At 57.6% G+C, this 24,809-nt stretch carries 26 protein-coding genes and 1 riboswitch; of the genes, 12 read left to right on the forward strand and 14 right to left on the reverse strand.

What is annotated here, in order from left to right; all coding sequences use genetic code 11:
• Positions 1-3: 3 nt before the first annotated feature.
• Positions 4-210, reverse strand: a riboswitch (cobalamin riboswitch).
• Positions 211-453: 243 nt separating this feature from the next.
• Positions 454-903, forward strand: coding sequence for a MerR family transcriptional regulator (locus tag ACM6IN_RS10920; RefSeq protein WP_414915988.1), 450 nt, complete (start codon positions 454-456; stop codon positions 901-903).
• 125 nt (positions 904-1,028) lie between these two features.
• On the opposite strand, the gene ACM6IN_RS10925 is transcribed toward ACM6IN_RS10920, so the two are convergent.
• On the reverse strand, positions 1,029-2,840 hold the full coding sequence (locus ACM6IN_RS10925) for a P-loop NTPase fold protein (RefSeq protein ID WP_414915989.1): 1,812 nt from the start codon (positions 2,838-2,840) through the stop codon (positions 1,029-1,031).
• A gap of 252 nt (positions 2,841-3,092) precedes the next feature.
• Here ACM6IN_RS10925 and ACM6IN_RS10930 point away from each other — a divergent pair, with 252 nt between their 5' ends.
• The 3 genes from ACM6IN_RS10930 (at position 3,093) to ACM6IN_RS10940 (ending at position 6,013) form a co-directional block, all read left to right on the forward strand.
• Positions 3,093-4,319: an NADH:flavin oxidoreductase/NADH oxidase family protein gene (locus ACM6IN_RS10930; RefSeq protein ID WP_414915990.1), complete on the forward strand. Its 1,227-nt coding sequence runs from the start codon at positions 3,093-3,095 to the stop codon at positions 4,317-4,319.
• 73 nt (positions 4,320-4,392) lie between these two features.
• Positions 4,393-5,520: a saccharopine dehydrogenase family protein gene (locus ACM6IN_RS10935; protein WP_414915991.1), complete on the forward strand. Its 1,128-nt coding sequence runs from the start codon at positions 4,393-4,395 to the stop codon at positions 5,518-5,520.
• 1 nt (position 5,521) lies between these two features.
• Positions 5,522-6,013 (forward strand): DUF2269 family protein, encoded by a 492-nt coding sequence (locus ACM6IN_RS10940; RefSeq protein WP_414915992.1) that lies wholly within the window; start codon positions 5,522-5,524, stop codon positions 6,011-6,013.
• Here ACM6IN_RS10940 and ACM6IN_RS10945 read toward each other — a convergent pair.
• From ACM6IN_RS10945 to ACM6IN_RS10960, 4 genes are all read right to left on the reverse strand, one after another.
• Positions 5,997-6,464 (reverse strand): thiol-disulfide oxidoreductase DCC family protein, encoded by a 468-nt coding sequence (locus tag ACM6IN_RS10945; protein WP_095111941.1) that lies wholly within the window; start codon positions 6,462-6,464, stop codon positions 5,997-5,999. The genes ACM6IN_RS10940 and ACM6IN_RS10945 overlap by 17 nt on opposite strands.
• 147 nt (positions 6,465-6,611) lie before the next feature.
• Positions 6,612-7,583, reverse strand: a complete 972-nt coding sequence (locus tag ACM6IN_RS10950; RefSeq protein WP_414916090.1) for an acyltransferase family protein — start codon at positions 7,581-7,583, stop codon at positions 6,612-6,614.
• Between the two features lie 250 nt (positions 7,584-7,833).
• Positions 7,834-8,052: a hypothetical protein gene (locus ACM6IN_RS10955; RefSeq protein WP_007916145.1), complete on the reverse strand. Its 219-nt coding sequence runs from the start codon at positions 8,050-8,052 to the stop codon at positions 7,834-7,836.
• 227 nt (positions 8,053-8,279) lie between these two features.
• Positions 8,280-8,642, reverse strand: a complete 363-nt coding sequence (locus ACM6IN_RS10960) for a DUF6124 family protein (protein ID WP_007916147.1) — start codon at positions 8,640-8,642, stop codon at positions 8,280-8,282.
• 495 nt (positions 8,643-9,137) lie between these two features.
• On the opposite strand from ACM6IN_RS10960, the gene ACM6IN_RS10965 reads away from it, so the two are divergent.
• Positions 9,138-10,145, forward strand: coding sequence for an NAD(P)-dependent oxidoreductase (locus tag ACM6IN_RS10965; protein WP_414915993.1), 1,008 nt, complete (start codon positions 9,138-9,140; stop codon positions 10,143-10,145).
• 81 nt (positions 10,146-10,226) lie between these two features.
• Here ACM6IN_RS10965 and ACM6IN_RS10970 read toward each other — a convergent pair whose 3' ends face one another.
• On the reverse strand, positions 10,227-10,619 hold the full coding sequence (locus tag ACM6IN_RS10970; protein WP_007916151.1) for a GFA family protein: 393 nt from the start codon (positions 10,617-10,619) through the stop codon (positions 10,227-10,229).
• Between the two features lie 2 nt (positions 10,620-10,621).
• The gene (locus ACM6IN_RS10975) at positions 10,622-10,870 is read right to left on the reverse strand and encodes a DUF6555 family protein (RefSeq protein ID WP_007916153.1); all 249 of its coding nucleotides are present in this window, start codon (positions 10,868-10,870) and stop codon (positions 10,622-10,624) included.
• Between the two features lie 194 nt (positions 10,871-11,064).
• On the opposite strand from ACM6IN_RS10975, the gene ACM6IN_RS10980 reads away from it, so the two are divergent.
• A complete protein-coding gene (locus ACM6IN_RS10980) occupies positions 11,065-11,499 on the forward strand; it encodes a DNA methylase (protein ID WP_414915994.1) in 435 nt (144 codons plus the stop codon).
• Positions 11,500-11,545: 46 nt separating this feature from the next.
• Here ACM6IN_RS10980 and ACM6IN_RS10985 read toward each other — a convergent pair whose 3' ends face one another.
• The 3 genes from ACM6IN_RS10985 to ACM6IN_RS10995 all read right to left on the reverse strand — a co-directional run bounded on the left by ACM6IN_RS10985 (position 11,546) and on the right by ACM6IN_RS10995 (position 14,171).
• Entirely contained in the window at positions 11,546-12,022 is a 477-nt protein-coding gene (locus ACM6IN_RS10985; protein ID WP_007916159.1) for a hypothetical protein, read from the reverse strand.
• A 242-nt stretch (positions 12,023-12,264) separates the two neighbouring features.
• Entirely contained in the window at positions 12,265-13,143 is an 879-nt protein-coding gene (locus tag ACM6IN_RS10990) for an arginase family protein (RefSeq protein ID WP_414915995.1), read from the reverse strand.
• Between the two features lie 164 nt (positions 13,144-13,307).
• Positions 13,308-14,171, reverse strand: coding sequence for a helix-turn-helix domain-containing protein (locus tag ACM6IN_RS10995; protein WP_414915996.1), 864 nt, complete (start codon positions 14,169-14,171; stop codon positions 13,308-13,310).
• Positions 14,172-14,598: 427 nt separating this feature from the next.
• Between ACM6IN_RS10995 and gabP the strand changes: the two genes are divergently transcribed.
• The 3 genes from gabP (at position 14,599) to ACM6IN_RS11010 (ending at position 17,735) form a co-directional block, all read left to right on the forward strand.
• Positions 14,599-15,999, forward strand: coding sequence for a GABA permease (gene gabP, locus ACM6IN_RS11000; RefSeq protein WP_007916180.1), 1,401 nt, complete (start codon positions 14,599-14,601; stop codon positions 15,997-15,999).
• Between the two features lie 88 nt (positions 16,000-16,087).
• Positions 16,088-17,188 (forward strand): GlxA family transcriptional regulator, encoded by a 1,101-nt coding sequence (locus ACM6IN_RS11005; RefSeq protein WP_414893612.1) that lies wholly within the window; start codon positions 16,088-16,090, stop codon positions 17,186-17,188.
• A 133-nt stretch (positions 17,189-17,321) separates the two neighbouring features.
• Positions 17,322-17,735, forward strand: coding sequence for a PaaI family thioesterase (locus ACM6IN_RS11010; protein WP_095111948.1), 414 nt, complete (start codon positions 17,322-17,324; stop codon positions 17,733-17,735).
• A 50-nt stretch (positions 17,736-17,785) separates the two neighbouring features.
• Here the strand turns inward: ACM6IN_RS11010 and ACM6IN_RS11015 are convergent, their stop codons facing one another.
• Positions 17,786-18,661, reverse strand: coding sequence for a LysR substrate-binding domain-containing protein (locus ACM6IN_RS11015; protein ID WP_414915997.1), 876 nt, complete (start codon positions 18,659-18,661; stop codon positions 17,786-17,788).
• A gap of 102 nt (positions 18,662-18,763) precedes the next feature.
• Between ACM6IN_RS11015 and ACM6IN_RS11020 the strand changes: the two genes are divergently transcribed.
• Together ACM6IN_RS11020 and ACM6IN_RS11025 are read left to right on the forward strand one after the other, a co-directional pair.
• Entirely contained in the window at positions 18,764-19,696 is a 933-nt protein-coding gene (locus ACM6IN_RS11020; RefSeq protein ID WP_414915998.1) for an NADP-dependent oxidoreductase, read from the forward strand.
• Positions 19,697-19,728: 32 nt separating this feature from the next.
• A complete protein-coding gene (locus tag ACM6IN_RS11025; RefSeq protein ID WP_414915999.1) occupies positions 19,729-20,598 on the forward strand; it encodes an NmrA family NAD(P)-binding protein in 870 nt (289 codons plus the stop codon).
• Between the two features lie 104 nt (positions 20,599-20,702).
• Here the strand turns inward: ACM6IN_RS11025 and ACM6IN_RS11030 are convergent, their stop codons facing one another.
• Entirely contained in the window at positions 20,703-22,562 is a 1,860-nt protein-coding gene (locus ACM6IN_RS11030) for an ABC transporter ATP-binding protein (RefSeq protein ID WP_414916091.1), read from the reverse strand.
• 222 nt (positions 22,563-22,784) lie between these two features.
• On the opposite strand from ACM6IN_RS11030, the gene ACM6IN_RS11035 reads away from it, so the two are divergent.
• Entirely contained in the window at positions 22,785-22,979 is a 195-nt protein-coding gene (locus ACM6IN_RS11035; protein WP_007916204.1) for a hypothetical protein, read from the forward strand.
• Positions 22,980-23,292: 313 nt separating this feature from the next.
• Here ACM6IN_RS11035 and ACM6IN_RS11040 read toward each other — a convergent pair whose 3' ends face one another.
• Both ACM6IN_RS11040 and tspO read right to left on the reverse strand, forming a co-directional pair.
• Positions 23,293-24,270, reverse strand: a complete 978-nt coding sequence (locus ACM6IN_RS11040) for an alpha/beta hydrolase (RefSeq protein ID WP_414916000.1) — start codon at positions 24,268-24,270, stop codon at positions 23,293-23,295.
• Positions 24,270-24,710: a tryptophan-rich sensory protein TspO gene (gene tspO, locus ACM6IN_RS11045; RefSeq protein WP_007916213.1), complete on the reverse strand. Its 441-nt coding sequence runs from the start codon at positions 24,708-24,710 to the stop codon at positions 24,270-24,272. The genes ACM6IN_RS11040 and tspO overlap by 1 nt, the downstream gene beginning before the upstream one ends.
• Positions 24,711-24,809: the final 99 nt, after the last annotated feature.

Genomic DNA, 24,809 nt, shown 5'->3' on the forward strand with positions numbered 1-24,809 from the left:
ATTTTGCCAAACAGCAATTCAGGCCGGTCTCCGGGCTCGCGCGTATCGAGGCTTTCACCTTCCCATGGCCGTCTAACCACAGTGGTGTATCGAAAGCATCACGCGCATACCGTTGCGGGGGCAGCACCGGACTTGTTCGAAAAGAACGTACCGGTTTCCCGTTTCACCCCATGCACGGCGGCATGGGACACCTGAAACTGGGCGGCATCTGAACATTCGAATGACCGTTCGTCAACTTTCCCGGGTGCGTACTCCTCTAACCACTGTGGGAGCGAGTTTGCTCGCGAAGGCGTAGTGTTGATCAACAATGATGTAACTGACCCGGCCTCTTCGCGAGCAAGCTCGCTCCCACAGGATCTCCTCCGCTTTAAAAGCGGGTCGAGGTCGCATTTGGTCGTTTGATAGGTGAAGGTTTAAAGTTCACTTCAAAGTCGATCACGGCCCAGGTGAACAATGAAAATCGGTGAACTGGCAAAAATCAGCGGATTAGCGCCTTCGCGCATCCGCTTTTATGAGGCGAGCGGCCTGATCAACTCGGTCGGGCGCAAGGCTAACGGCTATCGCGATTACGCCCCGGAAACCGAGTGGATTCTGCAGATCATCACCAGTGCACAGTCGGCGGGGTTTTCCCTGGAGGAAATTCGCCAGTTGCTGCCGGTGAATGCGCAGGACTGGCAGCACGAAGGGATGCTGGTCGGGCTCAAGCGCAAGGTCGAGGAAATCGAAGTGCTCCAGCAACGCCTGGCGCATAACAAGGCGCAACTGCTGCGCGTCATCCATGGCATCGAGAGCAAACCGGCGGACGTCGGCTGTGCGGACAACGCGCAGTTGTTGATCAATCAGATGCGTGAGGAGAAGGCGCCGGTAATTTCCGGCCTGAGTGGCATGGTGTCCGGGAAGTAAAAGCGTATTGAAAGGCCGTCGTTTGACGGTGCTGGCCGATAGATTTAGAGACTCTAGTTTGAGCTCACTCAGAGTAAACGCTTGGCATCACTGTTATGAGAGGATGCCAAGCGGGTATGAGATAGTTACTGGTAAGAGTGAACTACGGGTGCCAACATGCTCTGGAAGTTGGCAATCGTAGGGTCAATGAGTTTTTTCAGGTTGTATTTTTTCAAGGGCCCCACGTTGTCAAGACGTGCTTCGATTGCGATTTGTACCTTTTCCCAGAAGTCCAGTTCGAGTGTGAGTTCGTTGCTGCCATGATTGGATCTTAAACGGTCCGTGAGATAACGCTCTGAGGCAATCTCAATGAAGTCAGCAATTGCTGTATTAGGAGCCTCGACAAGCGCAGTAACGAACAGATCCACATCGACATCCGTGAAGAACACAGTATGGCGGTGCTCGGTGATCAGTAATTTAACGAGTGTCGTCCGATTGCCTTGTTTAATGGCCGTGTAGAAGCTAGAAAGTTTGTCTGAAGCGTGAGTTTTGGATTTTTCAATCTGGGCTTTTTTGAAAGCGTCCGCGTGCGCACTTATAAAAAACTCGAACGAGTGTGCCAGTTTTTCGTTGCTCTTCAGGTGGGCCACTTCCCACTGAATAAAATCATTGAGATTGCAATTTTTCCAACTGTCGGAGCCTTGATGTTTTCTCGGGTAAGCGCTTATGCAGTTAGCTAGGTCAGTGGCTTCCATGTGACTCAAGTCATGTTCAATTAACCTCGCCATCAACTCCGCCTTTCTAAGGAATTTTAGCGGGTGTTCATCATCAAGGCTTAGAATTTCACTTTCCAGCGTATTGTTGAGGACGAGGAACTCTTCATCTTCCAGAGAATGAAATTGGTTGATTTTTTCCAGCGTGTCCTGCTCGTGTGTCTCCTGTTTTGCAAAAAATGGCAATGACTCGGAGAGCAAGTTGATTTTTGAGTGGTCGCCGTTAAACAGAACATCGAACCAAAAGTTATCTCTCAAGATTGGTAGTTCCGAAGGGAAGTATTTTTTTGTAAAAGCCGTACCCGATTGGAAAATATTATTGCATAACAGGTCTTCCTTACGAATCTTGGCTGACCTGACTTCCATGCTGAGTGCAAAAAAGGTTTTGGCTAGCAAGTTTGCGTATTTTTCATTGTCTTGAAATTTACGTTCAAGGGTATCCCACATTTGGGAGAAATCGTCGATTGCCTGTTTTAGCGATCGGAGGTTGCGACAGTCTGACGCGGCATAGGCTTCTACAATTATTTTTTTGAATTGCTGGATGTTGTCTGCGTCGTCATGAATGAATCGCTCAATGACGTCTTCAGCACTGTGATTGACCAGAAAAGTCTTGCTGATAACTTTTTCTTTGAATTTTCTATAGTTCTCTTCCTGCCCTCTTTCGAGTTCCGCTTCGTTGGCAATCAATATGGTTTTTATCTGGCAGGTTTCTACGATGTGATTAATGTAGCCTAGTAAATCCTGGAGCGGGATTCTAGAACGTTCGACATCGTCAAGAATCAGCGCGTAGTCGGATTTTCCATCGATGAGCAGGTTGTATAAGTTGATATCTCCTGCATTAGCGCTCATGGAGATTTCAGTTTTCATGTCTCCGGGCGCTTCCAGTTTTATTGCGGTCGCCAGTTTTTTGACCGAACTCCCCAAGAGCTTCATTACTTTGGAGTTCATGATAGGATAAAAGAATCCTAGTATGCGGTCTTCCACTTCGGATATTTTGTGGAGTCCAAACAGGCTGATTTTAACCAGTTTAAGGTTTTTAATTTTGTTGTTTGTGACAAAAAAATTGATGAAGTGAGTTTTACCACAACCCCAATTTCCGGTGAGTAAAATGGCTTGGCTCGAGTGTTTGCTATTTAGGTAGTGAAGTAAATTCGTTTCGATATTTTCGTTGACTGATTTGGTCATGTGTCATTTCCCTATGAATTTCGAACGATATTAAAAAATGCAGTAGAAATTTTCTCTAGCGTTAAATGCGGAGTCTGGCCTAGAGCCATCATGCGCAGTGTCCACTTTTCATTAAGGCCAGCGCAATCCCTTTGCCCGTTTTCAGAAACCCTCCGGCATCTGGAACCTTATCTGGAAGCTTTCGAAAAAACGATTGACCTTAAAGTTGGCTTTAATCTTAAGGTGTGTCACACGCCCAATCGAGGATTCCTCATGAACGTGTTCGACAGCCTGTTGCTTCCCAACGGTTCAACCATCAAAAACCGCATCGCCAAAGCCGCCATGGAAGAAAACATGGCCGACGCCGATCAGGCGCCCTCTGAACAACTGATGCGCCTGTATCAAGCGTGGGCCGACGGCGGTGCCGGTCTGCTGATCACCGGCAACGTCATGGTCGATGGCCGCGCGATGACCGGGCCGGGTGGCGTGGTGTTGCAGGATGACCGGCAACTGGCCAAGTTCAAGCGTTGGGCGCAGGTCGGTCAGTCTGGCGGTGCGCAGTTCTGGTTGCAGATCAACCATCCCGGTCGACAAATGCAGGCCAATCTCGGGCAGAAAACCTGGGCCCCGTCGGCGGTTCCGCTGAGCATGGGCAGTCTGTCCAAACACTTCACCACGCCCCATGCGATGACGGCCAGCGTGATCGAAGACGTCATTCAGCGCTTTGCCCGCACCGCGCAACTCGGCGAGCAGGCCAGATTTACTGGCGTGGAAATCCACGCCGCCCACGGCTATCTGTTAAGTCAGTTCCTGTCACCGCTGACCAATCAGCGCGCGGACGAGTGGGGCGGTTCGCTGGAGAATCGCGCGCGGCTGTTGCTCGACGTTGTCAAGGCTGTACGGCAGGTGGTTTCGCCGGGTTTTACCGTGGCCGTGAAGCTCAATTCAGCTGATTTCCAGCGCGGCGGATTCAGCGCTGATGACGCCCGCCAGGTGGTGGAACTGCTCAATGATCTTGGGGTGGATCTGGTCGAACTGTCCGGCGGCAGCTACGAAGCCCCGGCCATGCAGGGCGAGGCACGGGATGGCCGTACTCTGGCACGGGAGGCATACTTCGTCGAGTTCGCCCAAGACATCCAGAAAGTCGCACGGATGCTCGTGATGGTCACGGGTGGCGTGCGGCGCCGGTCGATCGCCGAAATGGTCGTTAACAGTGGCGTGGACATGGTCGGCATCGGCACCGCGCTGGCCATCGATCCGAACCTGCCACGTGACTGGCTGCAGGGCAAGGACAGTGCCCCCGAGCTGCCATCGATCACCTGGAAGAACAAAGCCATGGCGTCGCTGGCCAACATGGCGGTGGTCAAGTTCCAGTTGCGCAAACTCAGTCAGGCGCGAAAGCCCGATCCGCGCGTGTCACCGCTGCGCGCGCTGATCATGCAGCAAATCGGCAATGCCTTGCGTACGCGCCAGTACCGCAAATGGGTGGCGAGCAACTGATCTGAATGGCTTGCTGACGCTCGGCCCTATATCCTTCACGCCTGTTTGATGGAATGACTTAGGGAAGAATTGCATGCCGTTCAGGGTGATGGTGGTCGGTGGTTACGGAAATTTCGGCAGTATCGTCTGCCGGCACCTGGCGCTGATGCCGGAGATCGGCTTGGTACTCTCCGGCCGTGATCCGCGCAAATTGCAGCGCAAACTCGATGAGCTGGACCGTCAATCGGGCAACGTCTGCGAAGGCTGGTGCGGCGATGCCATGGGTGCGGAGTTCGAAGCCGCTTTGCGTGCGCTGAACATTCAGTTGGTCGTACACACCGGCGGGCCGTTTCAAGGGCAATCCTATGCCGTTGCGCAGAGTTGCATCGATGCCGGCGTGAACTATTGCGACCTGGCGGACTGCCGCACGTTCGTCAACGGCATCGACGTGCTTGATGCGCGGGCGAAGCAGGCGGGTGTGGCGATCCTCAGTGGTTGCAGCTCGGTGCCGACGTTGTCGTCAGCCATCATCGATGAGCAGCGCCAGCGCTTTTCGCGCATTGACTCGATCGAGCATGGCATTTCCTCGTCGGCGAAAATGCCGGGGCTGTCGACCATCGAAGGCGTGCTCGCTTACGCCGGCAAACCGATCAAACAACTGAAAAACGGCAAGGTCCACGAAGTCTCCGGCTGGCTGGACCTGACCTTGCGCAAAATGCCGCAGATGGGCACCCGATTGCTGGCCAACGTTGATGTCCCCGACATGGATATTTTTGCCAATCGTTATGGTGCGCAGACCTTGAGCTTCAAGGCGGGCGCCGGTCTCAAACTCGGCGGCATCGCCAACGGTCTGCTGGCTCAGGCGCTGAAAATCGGGCTGGTGCGCGACCATGCTTTGTGGGCTGCAAGATTGCATCGCCTGGGCACGCGGTTCGAGCGTTTCGGCGATGGCAAAAGTGCAATGTACATCGACGTGCAGGGCCTTGGCGTCGACGGCAAACCGTTGTCGATGACCGCGCAACTCACCGCCCTGAATGACAAAGGCCCCGAGATTCCCAGCTGCGCTGCCGTGGCACTGGCCACGAAAATGGCGCGAGGCTACGTGCCGCCCTCCGGTGCCCGGCCTTGCGTGGGCGAAATCAGCGTCGCCGAATACATGGCCGCGATCAACGACCCGGCCAACCTGAGCCTGGCCGTGCATTTCTCCGACGGGCAGCGCTGACATGCTCTATCTGTGCCTGAAGTACTTGCACATCATCGCCGCAATTTTCCTGTTCGGTTTCGGTATGGGTTCCTACCTCTACCTGATCGCCGCCAGCCGCACCGCCAACCCGCACGTCATAGCGCACGTCGCGCGCATGGTCGTGCGTTTCGACACGTGGATCACCACACCGGCCGGGTTCGTGCAGATCATCACGGGGTATCTGTTGATGCGACTTTCGGGGTTGTCGATGAGCACCGACTGGGTGCTGACCTCGCTGATTATTTTCTTCTGCGTCGGCTCGCTGTGGCTGCCGGTGTTGCTTCTGCAGAAGCGCTTGTACGTAATGGCGTCGAGTGCGAGCGAGACGGGGGCCGACCTGGATGAGCAATACCAAGGCGTGTACCGCCAATGGTTATGGATGGGCGTGCTCGGTTTTGCCGGGATGTTTGTCATCGTGCTGATGATGGTGACGAAGATGACACCGCTGCAGTTGTTCAGTTTTCTGGCGTAGGTACAGTTGCTTTGAGAAAGCGCTGTTCATGATCTGGCGTTGGCAGCAGGCAGGTGTCGTACTTGCCGAACAGGCGATAGCGGTTTAGCGCGATACGGTCGTAGGCCCAGTCGCGCAAGCCTCGCGGGAAGACGCGCAGCAGTCGCAATGGCTGCCAGCGGGCGGGTAATTGGCTGATGACTTCGAGAAAAGCGTCGGAGCGTTCCCAGTAGTGGCGGTCGCGGATTACGGCCATGGTGTCGAACTGATCTATGGGCAGGCCGGCCCACGCCAGAAGTGCCTGGCCTTCGGGGGATTGCACGGCGGCGAGGCGCACGCGGTGCTGGTGATCGTGGCGAATGAGGAACCGCGCCCAGCCATTGCAGAGTTTGCACACGCCGTCGAACAGAACCACGGATTCGCCGGGGTTGAGCAGCGGGGCGGGGGTAGGGCGGGTTTTCGGAGTGGGCATGGGCTGGGTTCGGGAGAGGCTGGAGTGCTGCGATCATAGCCTCAGAAAGTACGATCTGCGAATGGCCAGTATTCGGCGAGAGCCGGGCGAGTGCCTGTGGAAAAGGGACAGACCACGTTTAGAGGCGTGATCTGTCTCCTGTTGCCGTCACACTGCTGTTTCACCGCCCCGAACGTCCCTCACTCGATCTTTCGATCCGGCCCGCAGCGCATGCCGAAGCTTCAACGCCGGCCGTTCGACGCAGTAATACGAAACACCACTCAGCAAGAACGACAGCACCAACACCGTTGCAATCTTGTGCCAGTCGAATGAAGTAATCGGCGAGAGACCGTGCAGGAAGTAGAACACCACGAAGTGATTGAGGAATACGCCGTAGCTGATGTTGCCCAGGAACTCGTCAATCCGGTGAAACTTGAGCTTCGTCAGCAAGAACACTGCGGGGATGCCCACGGCAATGCCTGCGGCCACTTCAGCGTTGAACGGTCGGCGTTCGATCCATCCCGCCATGATCGCTACAAAGATTAACGCCGCCGCCACAGCGGTACCACCAGCAATCGCTAAACCCTTCGCCTGTGGTTTGTAGAGATAGCTGCCGCACAGGAAGATGAACAGGACACCCGGCAACAAACGGTAGCCGTAAAAGTCGGTGTTGATGAGTCCAAGACACGCGGGGATGAAGACCGCAACGGACAAGGCGAAAGCCACACCGCGTGCTCGGTAGATGAGCAGGAACGGGATCACCAGGTAGAAGCACATCTCAAGGCCGAGCGACCACGCCGGTGGCAAAATCCAGATTCCGGATGCACCAAACATATAGAACCCGAGGGGCACGATGGCCAGGCTCGCGGCGATGTTTTTGACGGTTAATTCGGCCGCTTGCGGCGTACCGGGCAGCAGGAAGTAGATCACCGCACAAGAAACGACGAAGTAGAACAGGAACTGCGGATAAAGGCGCAAGGCCCGGTCCAGGTAGAACAGGCCAACTTTCCCGGGCGCCTTGTAGTTGCGCTCGATCAGTGAAGTCATGACGAAACCGCTGATGAGCAGGAAGGAAATCACAGCAACCACACCCGGGTTGAACCCCATGAACATCTTGCCCAGATGCGAAACGGCGACCATCACGGCCTATAGCAGACGGTAGGCTCCCACGTGTATCCCCAAACGACCTTGTAGTTATGGCGGGTAAATTACGATGGTTTGTGGGTGGATTACAGGTTTTTCTCTGCGCTCGGAGCTAGGGAATGGCGGGGAATTTCAGGATTTCGGAGAATGCGGGATTTATGCGAGTCATTCGCAGTGGGCGAGAGCGCTCGGCACGGAACCAAGCGCTCAGGGTAGGGCGGGGCACTTACTGCTCCACCCTGACGTTTCAGCCTTTGTTTGCGTTCAGCTTGCGCAGTTCTTCGTAGGTCGCCGACTGGACGAACCAGAAGCCGGAAATGATGCACCAGCACAGGGTGCCGGCCACGAAGATACCCAGCGCCGGGAGGAACCCGCTGGTGAAAATCGCGACGATAGCGACCAGCCAGATGAACGCCAGGGACAGATAGAGGACGGTGTTGTTGACGCTGATGACGAAGTCTTTCACAGGGGCATATTCCTTGCGGGATGTAGAAAAATTCCCCCTCTCCGGGGGGCGAACCCATGCTATCACATTGCCTTCATGGTTCAAGGAAGGGGAACTCATTGCCGTGTGGAATGGGGACAGATTTATTTATCAGGCAGACCGGGCGCTTCTGGCCGAAAGCAGACACCCGATGCAATCTTGAGCCCTTTGTGACAGCAGCCACACCACAGCCACAAAGGGATTACCTATCAATCCACCGGCACAACATTATCCAGCGCTCGATTCACCGCCAATTCCCCCAGCATCACCACTTGCGCAATCCCCAGCGCAGTTTTGCGGTGGCCTGGGTCAAGGAGGGCGGCGAAGTTGCAGAGCATTTCGGTGGCTGAGCCGAGGGATTCGCTGGCGTTAACCAGCAAGGACTCGCTGTCGTAGTCGGAATTGGCCAGAAACATGGGCGCGTGTTTTTTGTCGCTGCCCATGATGCGTTGAGTCGGGGTGAGGTAGTAATCGAGTGCTCGTTCTGCTGCGTCGTTGAGTGTTCGGGAATCCGGGAATTTGTAGGGTGAGACTGGATCGGTTTCTGGTGGATTCGGCGTTGGTTTGAACATAGATGAAGCTCCATATGGGACTTAAGGAGCCATCACCCTCGCTACCAAACGAAAGGTGGTGGCCATACGAAGGTTGGTAGACCGGCCCATATGGAAAATCCGGCGCGCCCGAAGACGCCCTGCGCATGGCCACCATAAAACAAATGCTGAAAAAGCATCTGCGCACGGTGACGTTATGCGTCATATGGAAGCGGGCTACCAAACCCCATCACTGTTTTTCAGTGACCCAGGAACGATAAAACCCGCGCCCCAGACGCACAAGCCGGCGGATTCTGGCGTAGTCGTAGGCAACGGCGCAAGACGTTGTAGCCTTAAGCAGGTAACGCGACGTGTCTTTTAAACAGCCACGAAAAACTCCTAAACACGCATCATCAACACGCCGTTCAAAATGACATTCGTCGGTCCACCCTGCAGTTCACGCAAAGGCTTGGAACCCTCACGTCGGGGAGCGCATCAACACTAGGTTGCAACCCAAAAAGACGAGGAAGGATACCCATGTCAGTTCATCCGATTTTGTTTCTGGGCGGTTCCGGCGCCATCGGCCACCATTCTGCCAAAGCCATACGCGCCGCTCACCCCGAGGTCCCTTTACTGATCGGCGGCCGTGACCTGGCCAAGGCTCAACAAGCGGCAGAGGAAATGGGCGGGGCGCAGGGCGTGGTCATTGATCCTGCTGCCGAAGACTTGGGGTTGGGCGATCGCCCGGTCAGCGCCGTGGCGGTTTTCTACATGGATCATTCTCTTGCCGGGCTACGTTTTGCGCAGCAGCGCAAGGTGCCGCACCTGAGCATTTCTTCCGGCGTGTTCGAGATTGCGCCGCAAATCGCCAGTTTCATCCATCGCCCTGACGCGGCGCCTATCGTGCTGGGTTACGAATGGATGGTGGGCGCGACGACCGTGGCGACATTGCACCTTGCCGAAGCGTTTGCCCGAGTGCGCGATATCCGTATTGATGCGCTGGTCGACGAAGAGGACGGTGGCGGGCCGACCGTGGCCAAGGATTTCGAACACCTGAACAAGATGCTGCCGGCCGCCCTGACTCGGCGCGACGGGGAGTACATCTGGCGCGAAGGGGAGGACAAGAACGTCAGCTTCCGCGCGCTGGACGGTACGCCGATGCAAGCCAGCGGTTTCTCGTCCATCGACGTCACTGGGCTGGCGGCCGCCATCGATGCGCCGAATGTGCAGTTCAATCTCGCCAGCGGGGTCAGTTCTTCGCGACGCGCGGGGCGGCCGATGTCGACTGAGATCCTTATCGAAATGGTTGGCGAGGATCGCCAGGGGCGACCGTTGCACACTCGGCATGCCCTCGTGCATCCGGCGGGCGCCGCCGCGCTCACGGGGTTGAGTATCGCGATGCTGCTGGAGCGACTGCTCGGCCTCGATGGTCGAGCGCCCACTACGGCAGGTCTTTACTTCCCTTATCAGTTGCTCGAGGCCGGTGCGTATCTGGAGCGTCTGAGCAAGGAGGGCGGTGAGTTGCTTGATCTGAAAGTGCCGTAAGGCAGGTTTCTTTCGGAAAAGCTGATCTTGCTCATTGAGCCGCTGGCGAGCCTTGATGCGCTCGCCAGTGCTCATTCGCCCTCACGGCGACTGCCAAGCCCCGCCATCCGCCACCGGCACTTCACCCAGATCATAAGGATTGATCCCCTCAAGGCAGCCGACATTGAAGCCGAATTCATGCGGATTGGTACTGCGTCGATGATGGGTGTAGATGCCGCAGTTACCGCAGAAAAAGTGCTCGGCCACTTGCTGGCCAAAGCTGTACTTCAACAGCGCAGACTGGCCACGGATCACTTTCAGGTCCGCCGCCGGCACTGCCGCAACGACTGCGCCACGGCGTTTGCAGAAGGAGCAGTCGCAGCGATGCGGCGCCGGCAGGCCGTCGGGCAGGTGGATTTCGAGAATGACGGCGCCGCAATGGCAGCTGGCTCGATGGTCACGGCGGATCAACGTATTGCCGATCTGTTTGAGCATGACTAAGCCTCCATCCAGTCCACCGTTGCCGTTTCGCGCCATTTGACCTCGGTGATGCCATACCGCTCGGCCTGGGGTTTAGAGATGACTTTCAACGGTGGCTTGCCGGGTTTGGGAATCGGCGCAATGCCGGCGTCGCAACTCGCCCAATGCCATGCGTCAACATTGCGCATGGTTTTTGCGCGGATGACGAATGATTTTGGCTGGCCGTGAAGTTTGTATTCGATGACGAAGATGTCGACGTTGCTCATGCGTTCCTCCTTACGCTCATACGCAAATGAGTTTTGCCGTCGAAAAAAATTCAAAGGATTTTCGGGGTTTGTTTCAGGCTGCTGACAATTGTTTTGCTTTGAACGGTTGGAACCGGCGGAGGCCTAAAGATCAAGCCTTTGCCAAGCAGACAGAACAGCAAAAATTCCCTCGATTTCAACCCCGGAGGTACCCGGTGAACAAGACGATCAGTGCCGAGGATTTGAACATTCAGCTCAAACACAACGATGACGCTGCACTGTTCAAATGGCTGCTCGCCAGTTTCCTGATGGGCAAGCGGATACAGGCCGAAATCGCCGCCGAAGCCTATCGGGTGATCATTGATAAACACGGGCGCGATACACCGCGCAAACTGGCGGCGTGTAGCCATCGTGAACTGGTCGCGATGCTCGGTGAGGCGCACTACGTGCGTTACGACGAGACCACCGCCGTACGGCTGCACGCCTTGGCACGCCGGTTGAACGACGAATACGCGGGCAAGGTCAGCCATATGGTCGAGGCCAGCGCTAATCGCCAGGCGTTTGAGAAACGGCTGGCAGAGTTCGACGGCATCGGTCCGAAAACCGTGGAAATCTTCATGCGCGAGGCAAGCGCTGTGATCAGCCTTTGATCGTGGGCCGTGACGAAAAGCGGTCACCGCCCAGATCGTGCAGAGCCTATTTGACTCGACGGCCAGAACGATTGATCGCCAACAGGCACAGCCCGACTAGCAGTGCGGCGCCTGCAACCAGCAGTGCCGAAGGTTGCATCGGCTGGCGCAAGCCTGATGCTGTATGCCGCTGCGATATCGCCAGTGGTCGGGTTTCAACGGTCGCTTCGTCAAACGTACGCAATGGTGAAACGGCTTCTGCCTGAAACGGCATTTCCTCGATGCTCAGACGCAGGCCATCTGACAGTTCCAGTGTCCGCGCGGTGATCGTGCCAACGATTCTGTCTGGATAAACCGGTTCGCCATTGGGATCGAGTTGGTCATAGAAGAAGTTCTGCCCTTCGAGCCAGCCCACGGCCGTCTGCAACTCGGGGCCCAGGTAATACTTGCCGTCGAGGAAAAAGCCAGAAAACTGCGGCGCGCGCTCGACGCTTTCAATGCTGTAACGCTCACCCGCTTTCATACCGGTTTCAGGGGCAATCATGGTCAATCCCTCCGCAGTAGGTTCAGCGGTAGAGAACACGGAGCGACCGTCGTTCCATGTAAAGGAGGAAAGGTAGCCGTTGTCCCGAAATGAACCGGTAAACGGTGAAAACAACTTGCCCCGATGAAGACCGGACGAAGTAGCAGCGCTACAGGTTCATCGGGTGCCAGGGCTTTTCTATGTCCGTCAGGCCCGAGGTGGCGTTTGAGGAACGGCACCAAACGCTATCACCGGTGTGTGGCTCAGACAGTAGCGAGCAGCGGAAGACGCGCCAACATGTTTTTCAACGCCAGTGCATCCCACGGCAGGTGTTCGGCGATGCCGATGCCTACAACGTCAGCAATGCTGGCAATGTCTGCCAGCAGCCGCACCACATGGGCGATGGACATCTTGCCTTGGGCGACGCCGTCAAACGTTCCCGGTGGCGCTTCTGGATTGGCGAACAGCAGCGAGCGGAAACCGTTCGGATCCAGTACATCCAGATCCAAGTGAATGGCCAGGTGTTTCGCACCGGTAGAACGGAACCATTTCAGCACCGGTTCGCTGCTGTGGGCCAATTGCGCGGGGCTGGCATGTTGCAGTCCCAGGCGTTCAATCAGAGCGGTTTCCACAGGCATTGTTTCCATCAAACCGGCATACATCACGTTTGCCGGTTTCAGCGGACATTTGACTGCAGCAGCAAAGTCCGCATCACCTTCGCCCAGCAGATTGCCCAGCACCATGGCGTGGGCATTGGCGAAGTCCGCAGGCGTTAACACGTCGGGGTGTGCATCGACCCAGAGCACGGCAAGGTCGCCGGCATAGCGCTCGTTGAGGTAGGCGAACGGTGCGAGATCCACCAGACAATCACCGCCGAGAATGACCATCCGATCCGGTGCATGCTCATCGATAATCGCCCGCGCACTGTGCAGTTGTTGCAACAACGCGCTACGCCCGCGGATCCCGCTCTCCATCGGTAATGGCTCGTCACTTGGCATTGCGACCGGCACCTCAGCCACCGGCCCGTGCGGATCGGGTGCCAGCCAGGCCAACAGTTGCGCGCCGAAATGATAAGGCGGGTTGTTGCCACCCTGCCATTGGGGGAAAAGCAGGCGCAGGGTTTTATCGTTCGAAGGGGGCATGCCGAGATTCCTGATGGGGGCGAGCAGACGGCTCAGAGGCGAAAAAGTACGGTGCCGGTGGCCTGGCGCGATTCGAGACGCGCTTAAGCCGTGTCATGGTGACAATGACCGCTATCGTGCGCTTTGCTGAACTGGCCAGACACTTCGCCTGACTGGCCAAGCGGTCATTGCTGTTTCGAAAAGACGCTGGGTGAAACGCCAAAAGCGCTTTTGAAGGCGCGGCTGAAGTGCGCCATGTTGGTGAAACCAAAGCAGAGTGCGACTTCGCTGACGCTGCGAGACGGGCCTTTCATCAGCGCCGTCCGGCAAGCCTGAAGACGTTGCTGCCACAGCCAGCGAGTGGCCGTTGTGCCCTCCATGGCGAACAGGCGGCTGAGTGCGCGCGGGGAGACATGAATGGCTTGTGCGATGGCCGCGAGGTCCAGCCCGGTGTCATCAAGGTTGGCCAGCAAGAAGTCTTTGGCTTTCATCAGTTGCGCGTCATGACGGCTCGAGTGGCCAAGATCCGCGAGGTCGAACGCGCCTTCGAAAGCTGTGGCCAGCACTTCCAGCAACGCGCCACTCAAGCGTTCGCCGGCACGGGTTTGCTGAGGGCCGGTATCGAGCACTTCAACCATCATGTTGCCGGCCAGTCTTGCCAGTGCCGAATGGCTGTCGAGCGTGCGACTGACCAGGGCCTCTGGTCTGGGCAAGTGCTGGATCAATCGTTCGCGGGGGATCGCAATGACGATCTGATCGTCTCCCTTGGGGAAACGGCACCGGTAGGGTTCGGCACTGTTGAACAGCACGATATCGCCGCGAGCCTGTACCGATCGTCGCCCGCGTTGCTCCAGTTCGGCTTCTGTGCTGAGGGTGAGGCAAAGAAAAAACTGCTCAACGCCTGAATCTGTCTGTCTGCTTTCGTATTCGATGGGCGCCGATGAGATGTGCGTCAGCAGAATATCGCCTAGCGTGTTAGCGCTGAGGCGACCATCGAATGGCGTGTCGGACAGCGTGCGCTGGGTGGTCAGGCCGTAGGTGGCGCACACTACCTCGCTCCAATAGTCGAGCCGCTCTTTGGCAAGCAAGGATCGAGGAGGGTAGAGAATGGCCATTGTCGTAGTAACTGACTCGCAGAGTGGGTTCGGCTAGCAAGGATGCTATCAGACCAGCAGGCTCAACGAACCCGAAAGCTATTCAGAGACTGCTCGCTGACGGATGGATATCTATATCGACCATCCGGTCTCCGCATGTCGATATCAGACACAACCATGGCGCACTCAGGCTACTGGATTGTCGGACAATCCCGGTAAGGTGACGCGTCTTCACGTCAAAATAACCCCATCCAGATCATGGGGTTAATAAGAACTGCGGCGGTTGAGCGGGCTTCTTTCGGGAAGTTCAGCAGGCAACGATCGTGCTCGTTTGCCCGAGTCAACTCGCTTAAATGTCGATCAGCAGAGAATAAAAAAACCAATGATCAGCCCGAACTCAACGGATTCGAGTAGCCAATTGGCGCAGGGCTTCAAGCCTCGTCACGTCACCATGCTATCCATCGCCGGGATTATCGGCGCCGGATTGTTCGTAGGTTCAGGACATGCCATTGCGGCGGCGGGGCCGGCGGTTCTGTTGGCTTATCTGTTCTCCGGTTTGCTCGTCGTGCTGGTCATGCGCATGCTCGGCGAGATGGCGGTGGCCAATCCCGACACCGGGTCGTTCTCGACCTATGCCGACCAGGCCATCGGGCGCTGGGCGGGCTTCACCATTGGCTGGCTGTACTGGTGGTTCTGGGTTCTGGTCATTCCTATCGAAGCGCTGGCGGCCGGGCATGTACTCAACCAATGGTTTCCGCAGGTTGATGCCTGGCTGTTCGCGCTGGGCTCGATCATTGCGCTGGTGGTGACCAACCTGTTCAGCGTGTCCAAGTACGGTGAATTCGAATTCTGGTTCGCCATGGCCAAGGTCGTGGCGATCATCGGTTTTATCGGCGTTGGTTTCGCCGTGTTGATGGGCTGGATTCCCGACAGGGAAGTCAGCGGCTTGAGCGGATTGATGGCCGAGCACGGCGGGTTTGCGCCCAACGGCTTGTCAGCGGTGGTCGGCGCGTTCATCACCATCATGTTCAGCTTCATCGGAACCGAAGCGGTGACCATCGCCGCAGCCGAATCGAATGATCCGTCGCGCAACATTGCCAAGGCCACGCGCTCGGTGATCTGGCGTATTGGCGTGTTTTACCTGCTGTCGATCTTCGTCGTCATCTCCGTGGTGCCGTGGAATGATCCGTTGCTCGCTTCGGTCGGCTCTTATCAGCGCGCCCTGGAAATCATGAACATTCCTCACGCCAAGTTCATGGTCGACGTCGTCGTGCTGATTGCCGTGGCCAGTTGCATGAACTCCTCGATCTACATTGCCTCGCGCATGTTGTACTCGCTGGGCCGGCGTGGCGATGCGCCGAAGATGCTCAAGGCGACATCCTCGGAAGGTGTACCGCGCGCAGCGGTCATCGCCAGCACCGTGATCGGTGCGTCAATTACCGTGTGGAGCTATTTCATGCCTGCCGGGCTGTTTCAATTCCTGCTGGCCAGCTCCGGGGCGATTGCCTTGCTGGTATACCTCGCGATCGCGGTGTCGCAGTTGCGCATGCGGCGGATACTGCGCCAGCGCAACGTCGAGCTGACTTTTCGCATGTGGCTGTTTCCGTGGCTGACGTGGCTGGTGATTGTGTTCATCTGCGCAGCGCTGGCGGTGATGATGATCACTCCTGAACATCGCACCGAAGTCACCACAACTATTGGCCTGGCGCTGGCGATTTCCTTTATTGGCCTGTTGACGTCGCGGCATCCTGCGCCGGCGGCGAGGGTTACGTCGGTGGGGTAGGCGGTTGCGCCGAACCTGATACTCCCTTCGCGAAAGCCGAAGGGAATGACAGACGCCTGCGTCTCAGACCGATTCTTATGAGGACATGATGTCATCGATCTCCTCCGTGGCCGACGGTGCGACGCAATCCGTCGGGTTTCTGCTGTTAGACAAATTCACCCTCATGTCGCTGGCGTCCGCCGTCGAGCCATTGCGCATGGCCAATCAACTGACCGGGCGAACGCTGTATCGCTGGCACACCTTCAGCGCCAATGGCGCGGCGGTCTGGGCCAGTGATGGCGTGCCAATCACCCCGGATGGCTCGTGGAGTAATCCTTCCGTGGCGGACACGGTCATCGTCTGCGGTGGTGTCGGCATCCAGAGCGCAATTACCCGCGAGCACACGACCTGGCTGCAAGCCCTGGCGCGGCAATCGAAACGCTTGGGCGGGGTCTGCACCGGCAGTTGGGCGCTGGCCAAGGCCGGGTTGCTCGACGGTTACGAGTGCAGCGTGCACTGGGAATTTCTGGCGGCCATGCAGGAAGCTTTTCCGCGCGTCAACGTCAGCACCGGTCTGTTTACCCTCGACCGCAACCGCTTCACCAGCTCCGGCGGCACTGCGCCGCTGGACATGATGCTGCACCTGATTGCCCGCGATCATGGTCGTGAACTGGCCACCGCCATCTCCGAGATGTTCGTCTACGAGCGCATCCGCAACGAGCAGGATCATCAGCGCGTGCCGCTCAAGCATGTGGTCGGCACGCACCAGCCCAAGCTGCAAGAAGTCGTTGCGTTGATGGAAGCCAATCTTGAAGAGCCGATCGACCTGGACAACCTGGCCGAATACGTGGATCTGTCACGGCGGCAGTTGGAGCGGTTGTTTCAGAAGTACCTGCAATGCACGCCGTCGCGCTACTACTTGAGGTTGCGGCTTATTCGCGCGCGACAACTGCTCAAGCAAACCTCCTTGTCGATCGTTGAGCTGGCGTATGTCTGCGGTTTCGTCTCCACGCCGCATTTCTCCAAATGCTATCGCGAGCACTTTGGCGTGCCGCCGAGCGACGAGCGATCAGGTTCTGAAATGAGCCGTAAATCGGCATCGCCACGGTCAGTGACCAAACCGCTGACGACGCTCGACCAAGCGCGCAATGAATCGACGTTTGCCAGTGTCCGAATGATGGAGCGTGCAGATCTGGCGTCCACGGGATGATCGGTCGGTCTGCTTTGACAGTTGATCACTGCAGATTCCGCATACGTATAGTTCTTGCTCCATTGCGCGGTTGCCAATAAACCCTCCTGTTAAGGTCAATGAAGCCGGTGAGTCACCGGCACCAGGAGGGATCATGAACGCCACGCCAATTCCCGAAGGTTTCACCCCGTTTACCCGCAGCAGTCCGTTGCTTGATTTGCTGGGCCCGATCTACGCGCGAGGCAGTGGGCTGCAATTGGAACTGGGATTGTTGACTGACTCACGCCATGCCAATGGCCGTGGCACCTTGCATGGTGGTGTATTGGCGACATTGGCCGATGTCGGGATGGGTTATGCCATGGCGTTTTCCAGCGACCCTCCGCAGCCATTGATCACCGCGAGCATGACTCTGGATTATCTCGGCGCGGTAAAAATGAATGAGTGGCTGGAAGTGCGTTTGGAGCATTCGAAAAAGGGACGTCAACTGGCGTTTGCTGCCGTTAGTTTGCATGTTGGGGAGCGAACGGTTGCGCGGGCCAGTGCGGTGTTTGCGGTGCCGGTGAGTTGAAAAGGCGTGCATCAAGGCAAAGGGCACACGAGCCCGAACCTGATCAAGTTCTATCCCCTCAGCACAAGAGACATGTCTGAATATCTGTCACACATGAAGTCGACGAATGCGCGGACCTTTGGCGCCGCGAGTCGCCGGGAGGTATGCAGAACCCAAAGCGCTGGTTCGGCATCTGCCACCGTCCCCCACTGAATCAACTCACCACGGGAGAGCTGGTTCCAGGCGATGGACTGCGGGATGAGCGCTGCACCGCCGCCGGCGATCGCGGCATCGCGAACCATCAGTAGCGAAGAGAATTGCATCTTCGGGATTGGCTCCAAAACCAACTGCCCGCCATCAAGACTCCAGTGTGTTGGCTGGAAAGTCGACGTCACGATAGCGGGAACGGCGCTGATCGCGCCGGGCGCCGGCCTGAGTATTTCAGGCGCTGCCACCACGACCATTCGGTCTTTGGCGAAGCACCGGCCGACCAGGCTGCTGTCCGGGCTCGGGTTGATTCGAATGGCGACGTCAAATTGTTCCTCCACCAGATCCACCCTGCGATCTTCCGAAACGACCTCGATGAATACATCCGGATAAGCCGCACAGAACTCGGCGCCGATACGTCCCATTGCGAGCTGCGAGAACAGAATCGGCGCAGCGACCCGCAGACGTCCGCGAGGCGTTGATACGCCTTCACCTGCTGCGGTCATGGCGTCGGTCACTTCACTGAGCGGGCCTTCGGTTCGGGAAATCAGCGCCTCACCCGCTTCGGTGAGCTTCAGACCGCGCGCGCTGCGCTCTATCAGCCGCACGCCGAGTTGATCTTCAAGTTCCGCGATCCGTCGCGACAACGTGGCTTTGGGAATGCCGCTCGCACGGCTCGCCTTTCCCAGCCCTGAATGAGTGCCGACGAGGATGAAATCCAGTAGCGCGTTAATGTTCATGGTGTTCCATATTTGAAACGAGGTGTATGGATTTTGTGGTCTTCGTTTTGTCTGTGCAACGGATTAATTTCTTCTCATCGGAACACGAGATGAGGAATTTCCATGAATACACTTCAACGCGCCGTATTGATACGAGCCTACGGTGGTGCACAAGTCGCACAAGTTTCCAGGATCGAGCAACCAACACCCGAGCAAGGCCAGGTGCTGGTTCGGGTTAAAGCCGCGGGCGTAAATGGTATCGACTGGAAGATTCGCGAAGGACAGGTGCGCAATGCATTCGCGCTGCCACTGCCCATCGTGCTGGGCGCCGAAATGGCCGGAGTGATTGAAGCGGTGGGCCCCGGAGCCTCTCGTTTCAGTGTTGGCGACCGCGTCATGGCAGCGATGGGCGCACTGGGCGCTTACGCTGAGTTCGTGACCGTAAACGAAGCGAGTCTGTCCCTCACGCCTGAGGCTCTGGACGACATCCATGCGGCCGCCATGCCTGTAGCAGCCGTTGCGGCATGGAACAGTCTTCATCACGCGGGGCCGATCCGCGCAGGACAGCGAATCCTGATTCATGGCGCAGCAGGCGGGCTGGGCGCTTATGCCGTGCAGTACGCCAAGCGGGCGGGCGCCGAGGTCTTTGCAACGGCGGGGACTGCCGACCTCGATTACGTACGAAGCCTCGGCGCCGACTCTGTCATTGACTACCAATCTCAGCGTTTCGAAAACATCGTCCACCCTATCGAACTGGTGCTCGACTACGTCGGTGGTGAGGTCCTGGACCGGTCGTGGCAGGTGTTGTCGCAGGACGGTGTGGTTGTCGGCACTTCATCCCCAGACATCCTTTCCAGAACGCCGGCGAATCGCCGAGGCCTCTGGTTCATGAATAAGCCTGATCCTCAATTGCTGGAGAAACTGGCCAGGGAAGTCGCCAGCGGCACGCTTCAATCGAGGATCGGCAATGTCGTTGGTTTCTCTGATATTCCCGACGCGATCGAACGCAATCGCACCTCACGGACCGGCAAGGTCGTTGCGGATTTCACTCGCTGATCCACTTTGAATCCCATGCAGGAGTTTTAAACATGAGCATTTTGGTTATTGGCGCCACCGGCACCATTGGTTCACTGATCACTCAAGGCCTTGCTGGCGCGGGCGCCGAGGTCAAAGCCCTTGTGCGTCAAACGGGCAAGCGGGAATTTCCGGCGGGCGTCACTGAAGTGGTCGCCGACCTCACGGACGTAGCGCCGATGCGCGTTGCACTGGCCGCGGTGCGTACGCTGTTCCTGCTCAATGCTGTGACGCCCGATGAGGTCACTCAGGCGTTGATTACGCTAAACCTGGCTCGCGAGGCGGGGATCGAACGCATTGTCTATCTGTCGGTGATCCATGCCGACAAATTCACCAATGTCCCGCACTTCACCGGCAAACATACGGTTGAGCGCATGATCGAGAGTTTCGACATGCCTGCCACGGTTCTGCGTCCGGCTTATTTCATGCAGAACGACCGGATGGTGCAACAGACTATCCAGAACCACTCGGTGTATCCAATGCCGATTGGCGCCGCCGGCGTGTCGATGATTGACGCGCGCGATATCGCTGATGTTGCGGTCGCAGAGCTGCTGCGACGTGACAAGGCACCTGCTGCGCTGGATCGTGTAACGCTCGAATTGGTTGGGCCGCAAGCACTCACCGGTGCGTCCGTGGCGAGTATCTGGAGTACTGCTCTGGGCCACGAAGTCGTCTATGGGGGTGATGACGTCGCGGCTTTCGAAGGCCAACTGGCTGCGTATGGCCCCACCTGGCTGGCTTATGACATGCGTCTGATGATGGCGGGTATCCAGAAATTCGGCATGCGCTCCGCGGAAGAAACGGTAGAACAGCTTCAGGCTCTGATTGGGCACCCGCTGCGCACCTATGAGGAGTTCGTGCGCGAGGCAGTATCCGAGGCTTAAACCGTCAGGCCGGGGGCATAGGTGATTTTTGCCAGTGCAATGCCTCCCTCCAGAACTTAAAGCAGTCGCTCACAAGCGACTGCTCCCCCCTCAGTCCGAAACCCTCAAGCCTGATCCATCGCCGCCGCCACGCCCTGATCCTCCCCCAGAAACCCACCACTCTGATGCTGCCAGAGCCGCGCATAAATACCGTTTCTGCTCAGCAGCTCAGTGTGCGTCCCCTGCTCGATAATCCGCCCCTCATCCATGACAATCAGTCGATCCATCGCCGCAATCGTCGACAAGCGATGGGCAATAGCGATGACGGTCTTACCCTGCATCATTTCATCGAGGCTTTCCTGAATGGCGACTTCGACTTCCGAGTCCAGCGCACTGGTGGCTTCGTCGAGCAGCAGGATCGGCGCGTTCTTCAGCATCACCCGGGCGATGGCGATACGTTGGCGCTGGCCGCCCGAAAGCTTGATGCCGCGCTCACCGACCAGCGTGTCGTAACCGCTGTGGCCTTGCTTGTCGCTGAGTTGGCTGATGAAACCGTCGGCCTGCGCGTTGGCGGCGGCGCGGCGGATATCTTCGTCGCTGGCGTCGGGGCGGCCGTAGGCGATGTTGTCGCGAATCGAGCGGTGCAGCAGCGACGTGTCCTGGGTGACCATGCCGATCGCGCTACGCAGACTGTCTTGGGTCACCTGCGCGATGTTTTGCCCGTCGATGCGAATCTCGCCGCTGTCGACATCATAGAAACGCAGCAGCAGATTGATCAGCGTCGATTTGCCCGCACCGGAGCGACCGACCAAGCCAATTTTTTCGCCGGGCCGGATGTTCAGGCTCAAGTTGTCGAGGACCTGACGTTCGCCGTTGTAGTTGAAATTGACCTTGTCGAACGTCACTGCACCGCCCGCCGGCACCAGCACGCTGGCGTTCGGCGCGTCCTGCACTTTGGGGCCGCGGGTGAGGGTGGCCATGCCGTCCTGCACGGTGCCAATGTTTTCGAACAGCGACGTCATCTGCCACATGATCCAGTGCGACATGCCGTTGATGCGCAGCGCCATGGCGGTAATCGCCGCCACCGCACCGGTACCGACCTGACCCAGATGCCAGAGCCACAGCGCGTAGCCGCCGGCACCCAGAATCAGCCCGACCACCAGCGCCTGATTGACGATTTCGAACTGGCTGACCAGACGCATCTGGCGAAAACCGGTGAGCTTGAAATCCTCCATCGCCGCGCGGGCGAAGTGTGCTTCACGTTTGGAGTGTGAGAACAGTTTCACCGTGGTGATGTTGGTGTAGGCGTCGGCAATGCGCCCGGTCATCGATGATCGCGCATCGGCCTGTTCCTGGCCGACTTTCCCCAAGCGCGGCACAAAATAAACCATGGCCAGCCCGAATAACGCGAGCCAGGCAATGAACGGCAGCATCAGTTTCAAGGCAAAACCACCAGCCAGGGCGATGATCGCAATGAAGTAAACGCCGATGCCCGGTGCGATTTCGATCAGGGTGAACAAGACTTCGCGCACCGCCAATGCGGTCTGCATGACCTTGGTCGTGACCCGCCCGGAAAATTCATCGGAGAAGAACGAAAGGCTTTGCCGCAGCATCAGCCGATGAAAGTCCCAGCGCAGCCGCAACGGTAAGTTGATCGCCAGGATCTGGTGCTGAACCATCGTGCGCAACGCCACCAGCCCAATGCTGATGAACAACACGATGCCGATGCCCCAGAGCACGCGACTTTCTTGTGCGTTGACACCGCCACCGGCCTGCCACGTCGAGAGCAGATCGACGACCTGGCCGAGAAAGGAAAACAGCCAGGCTTCGTAGATCGACACACCGGCACTGAGCAGCGCCAGCGCGAGGATATAACCGCGTGCGCCGCGCGTGCAGGCCCACAGGAACCGCATCAGGCCGACGGGCGGAGGCGGTGCTTCGTCGGGAGGAAATGGGTCGAGCCGTTGTTCAAACACGCGCAGCATTGTGGTCTCCGAAATGATCAGGGTCTGGGGATTCTGCCATTGAATGGCGGCTTTGAGGGTTTGCACGTCAACGGCTTGTCCCCATTGGGCGCTGGATTCCCGAGTATCGCCCGGGATTCCGGGGGCATGCCGGTCAGCTAAGCTGACAGCTCAGACGCCTTGAGCAACGCAAGATGCAGCGAATACACCGGGTTTCCTGTTGGGAGTCGATGGGCAAAGGAAATGTTTAATTTCTTTTTGACGTTTCTGTTCGTGCTCATTCCCACGGCGTCGCTGTCACTCGACAGTTACCTTCGTTACCGGGTGGCCAAGAGCAAACCGGTGAGCAAGGCGTGGAGGGCTTGCAATCATGTTCTTTCAATCATGCTGATCATGCAGTTGCTTGGTTTGGCGCTGTACTTCTTTTACATCGCTTGAATCTGGCGGGTTTCGATAGAGGGATCGATGTGGTGAGTTTCGCTTGCGCACTGTTGGTGATAGGCCTGGGGCTGATTTTGTATGTGTCAGATATGTTCGGCTATTCAAAGTCCGTTAAGGCAGAGCGGTCTCGGCTGATGTCCGCTCAGATGCTTACAAGGGAGCAGAGAGACAAGCGCCGGTATTATCAGTGGGCAGGCGCCGCGAGAGTTGTGGGTTGGATTGCGATAGCCGTGGGGCTTTTGCTTTTGATCTTCCGGTAACGCGGAACAGTGTGGGACAGCGTTTCAGCATCTGGCCGGGCTGCCAGTTTTCAATCTCGCAGCGCGCCAGCCTCAACGCGCGCCAAAATCCACTTTCGACTGTACGCCAGCACGCCCTCGGCGATGGCTGTGGGAAAGTGGATAAACCCGTGAGGCGAGGAGGGCAGCATGTACATTTCGACCGGGGCCGCTTGCGCCCAGCGCTTGGCGATCTCGAGAGTGTCATCGCGCAGCGGATCGAGTTCACCGGCAAACAGCAACGCGGGCGGGAAGCCGCTGAAATCGCCGTACAGCGGAGACAGTGGTGGCTGGCGGCGCTGCTCGTCAGTCAACTCGGGCGTAAGCAGACGTAGCGCCTCGACCATGCCCGGGCCGTCCAGCACCAACGTGTCTGCGGGGGCGGTGCGTACGCTGGGCGTGCCGGTCAGGTCGTAGACGCCGTAATACAGCAGTGCGCCGCTGATTCTCTGCAGCAGATCGGGCCATTGTTTCAGCGCCAGCAAGGTTGCCGCGGCCAGATGACCGCCCGCCGATTCACCGACTACCACGACGGGCAGGCCGGCGAACTCAGCCTCTTGTAACAGCCAACGAGTGGCGTTGAGGCAATCCTCCAGCAGTCCTTCGATGGGCGTGGACACGGCCAGTCGATAATCCACCGAAACCACGGTCACCTGGCAGCTGTCGACGATGGCCGCGTTGAAGTTGTCGTCCATCTGCGCATTGCCGATCACCCAGCCGCCACCGTGAAAGTCCAGCACCACGCCTTTCGCCGGGCCTTTGGGGCGAATGATCCGCACCGGCACGTTATCAATCAGCTTGCGCTCAGCCGTCAGACCAAACTTGCGCAACACGCCGGAACCGCCGATCTGGCTGCAGCGCAACAGCGCCTGAATCAAACGCGGCGTCAGGCGATTGCGGATCTTGAAACGTGGCAGCCAGGCCAGCTTCCTGTTGAAGGCGCGCACCTCATCCAACTCGCGTTCGCCCTGCGGCCACGGTGTTGCAGTACCCCAATTGGCATTGTTCATCAGCGGTTCTTGATCAGGATGGAAAAATTCAACGCCGCCGCCACACACAGCCACGCCAGATACGGAAACAGGATCAAGCCAGTGATCAGGTCCAGTTGTATTGCCAGCACCACCATCGCCGCGACCACCAGCCACAACACGGTGAGAATCACCATCGCCGCCAGCACCTGATGCGCACCGAAGAACACCGGCGTCCACAGCGTGTTCAACGCAATCTGCGCCGCCCATAGCGCCAGCACGGTCTGGCTACCGGGGATCAGGCTCAAGCGATAACCGGCCCAGGCCAGCAGCAGATAGATAATCGTCCAGGCCACGGGGAACGCCCAGTTGGGCGGGGTGAAACCGGGTTTGTTCAGCCCTTCGTACCACGGCCCCGGTTTGAACATCACGCCGGTGGTTGCCGCTGCTGCGCAGGCCAGAAGAAAAATGAAGAAGGTCATCGCCTGTCCTTGGCTGAAATCAGCCGGTTGGGGGTTTAAGAAAGGGACGCCTCGGCAAGGAAAAAGTTTGCCATGAAATCCGGATTGGCCAGAGAGGCG

Origin of the sequence: Pseudomonas sp. IT-P395, assembly GCF_949767675.1 — a bacterium.
Classification (GTDB): Bacteria; Pseudomonadota; Gammaproteobacteria; order Pseudomonadales; family Pseudomonadaceae; genus Aquipseudomonas.

Bases quoted from the DNA above. Each gene is read 5' to 3' on its own strand.
- gabP (WP_007916180.1), top strand. From the start codon at position 14,599: ATGATCAGCCCGAACTCAACGGATTCGAGTAGCCAATTGGCGCAGGGC.
- ACM6IN_RS10940 (WP_414915992.1), top strand. From the start codon at position 5,522: ATGCTCTATCTGTGCCTGAAGTACTTGCACATCATCGCCGCAATTTTC.
- ACM6IN_RS10930 (WP_414915990.1), top strand. From the start codon at position 3,093: ATGAACGTGTTCGACAGCCTGTTGCTTCCCAACGGTTCAACCATCAAA.
- ACM6IN_RS10990 (WP_414915995.1), bottom strand. From the start codon at position 13,143: ATGCCCCCTTCGAACGATAAAACCCTGCGCCTGCTTTTCCCCCAATGG.
- ACM6IN_RS11040 (WP_414916000.1), bottom strand. From the start codon at position 24,270: ATGAACAATGCCAATTGGGGTACTGCAACACCGTGGCCGCAGGGCGAA.
- ACM6IN_RS10945 (WP_095111941.1), bottom strand. From the start codon at position 6,464: ATGCCCACTCCGAAAACCCGCCCTACCCCCGCCCCGCTGCTCAACCCC.
- ACM6IN_RS10960 (WP_007916147.1), bottom strand. From the start codon at position 8,642: ATGTTCAAACCAACGCCGAATCCACCAGAAACCGATCCAGTCTCACCC.
- ACM6IN_RS11015 (WP_414915997.1), bottom strand. From the start codon at position 18,661: ATGAACATTAACGCGCTACTGGATTTCATCCTCGTCGGCACTCATTCA.
- ACM6IN_RS10965 (WP_414915993.1), top strand. From the start codon at position 9,138: ATGTCAGTTCATCCGATTTTGTTTCTGGGCGGTTCCGGCGCCATCGGC.
- ACM6IN_RS10985 (WP_007916159.1), bottom strand. From the start codon at position 12,022: ATGATTGCCCCTGAAACCGGTATGAAAGCGGGTGAGCGTTACAGCATT.
- ACM6IN_RS10925 (WP_414915989.1), bottom strand. From the start codon at position 2,840: ATGACCAAATCAGTCAACGAAAATATCGAAACGAATTTACTTCACTAC.
- ACM6IN_RS10920 (WP_414915988.1), top strand. From the start codon at position 454: ATGAAAATCGGTGAACTGGCAAAAATCAGCGGATTAGCGCCTTCGCGC.
- ACM6IN_RS11020 (WP_414915998.1), top strand. From the start codon at position 18,764: ATGAATACACTTCAACGCGCCGTATTGATACGAGCCTACGGTGGTGCA.
- ACM6IN_RS11025 (WP_414915999.1), top strand. From the start codon at position 19,729: ATGAGCATTTTGGTTATTGGCGCCACCGGCACCATTGGTTCACTGATC.
- ACM6IN_RS11010 (WP_095111948.1), top strand. From the start codon at position 17,322: ATGAACGCCACGCCAATTCCCGAAGGTTTCACCCCGTTTACCCGCAGC.
- ACM6IN_RS11030 (WP_414916091.1), bottom strand. From the start codon at position 22,562: ATGCTGCGCGTGTTTGAACAACGGCTCGACCCATTTCCTCCCGACGAA.
- ACM6IN_RS11005 (WP_414893612.1), top strand. From the start codon at position 16,088: ATGTCATCGATCTCCTCCGTGGCCGACGGTGCGACGCAATCCGTCGGG.
- ACM6IN_RS10950 (WP_414916090.1), bottom strand. From the start codon at position 7,583: ATGGTCGCCGTTTCGCATCTGGGCAAGATGTTCATGGGGTTCAACCCG.
- tspO (WP_007916213.1), bottom strand. From the start codon at position 24,710: ATGACCTTCTTCATTTTTCTTCTGGCCTGCGCAGCAGCGGCAACCACC.
- ACM6IN_RS10935 (WP_414915991.1), top strand. From the start codon at position 4,393: ATGCCGTTCAGGGTGATGGTGGTCGGTGGTTACGGAAATTTCGGCAGT.
- ACM6IN_RS10970 (WP_007916151.1), bottom strand. From the start codon at position 10,619: ATGCTCAAACAGATCGGCAATACGTTGATCCGCCGTGACCATCGAGCC.
- ACM6IN_RS10975 (WP_007916153.1), bottom strand. From the start codon at position 10,870: ATGAGCAACGTCGACATCTTCGTCATCGAATACAAACTTCACGGCCAG.
- ACM6IN_RS11035 (WP_007916204.1), top strand. From the start codon at position 22,785: ATGTTTAATTTCTTTTTGACGTTTCTGTTCGTGCTCATTCCCACGGCG.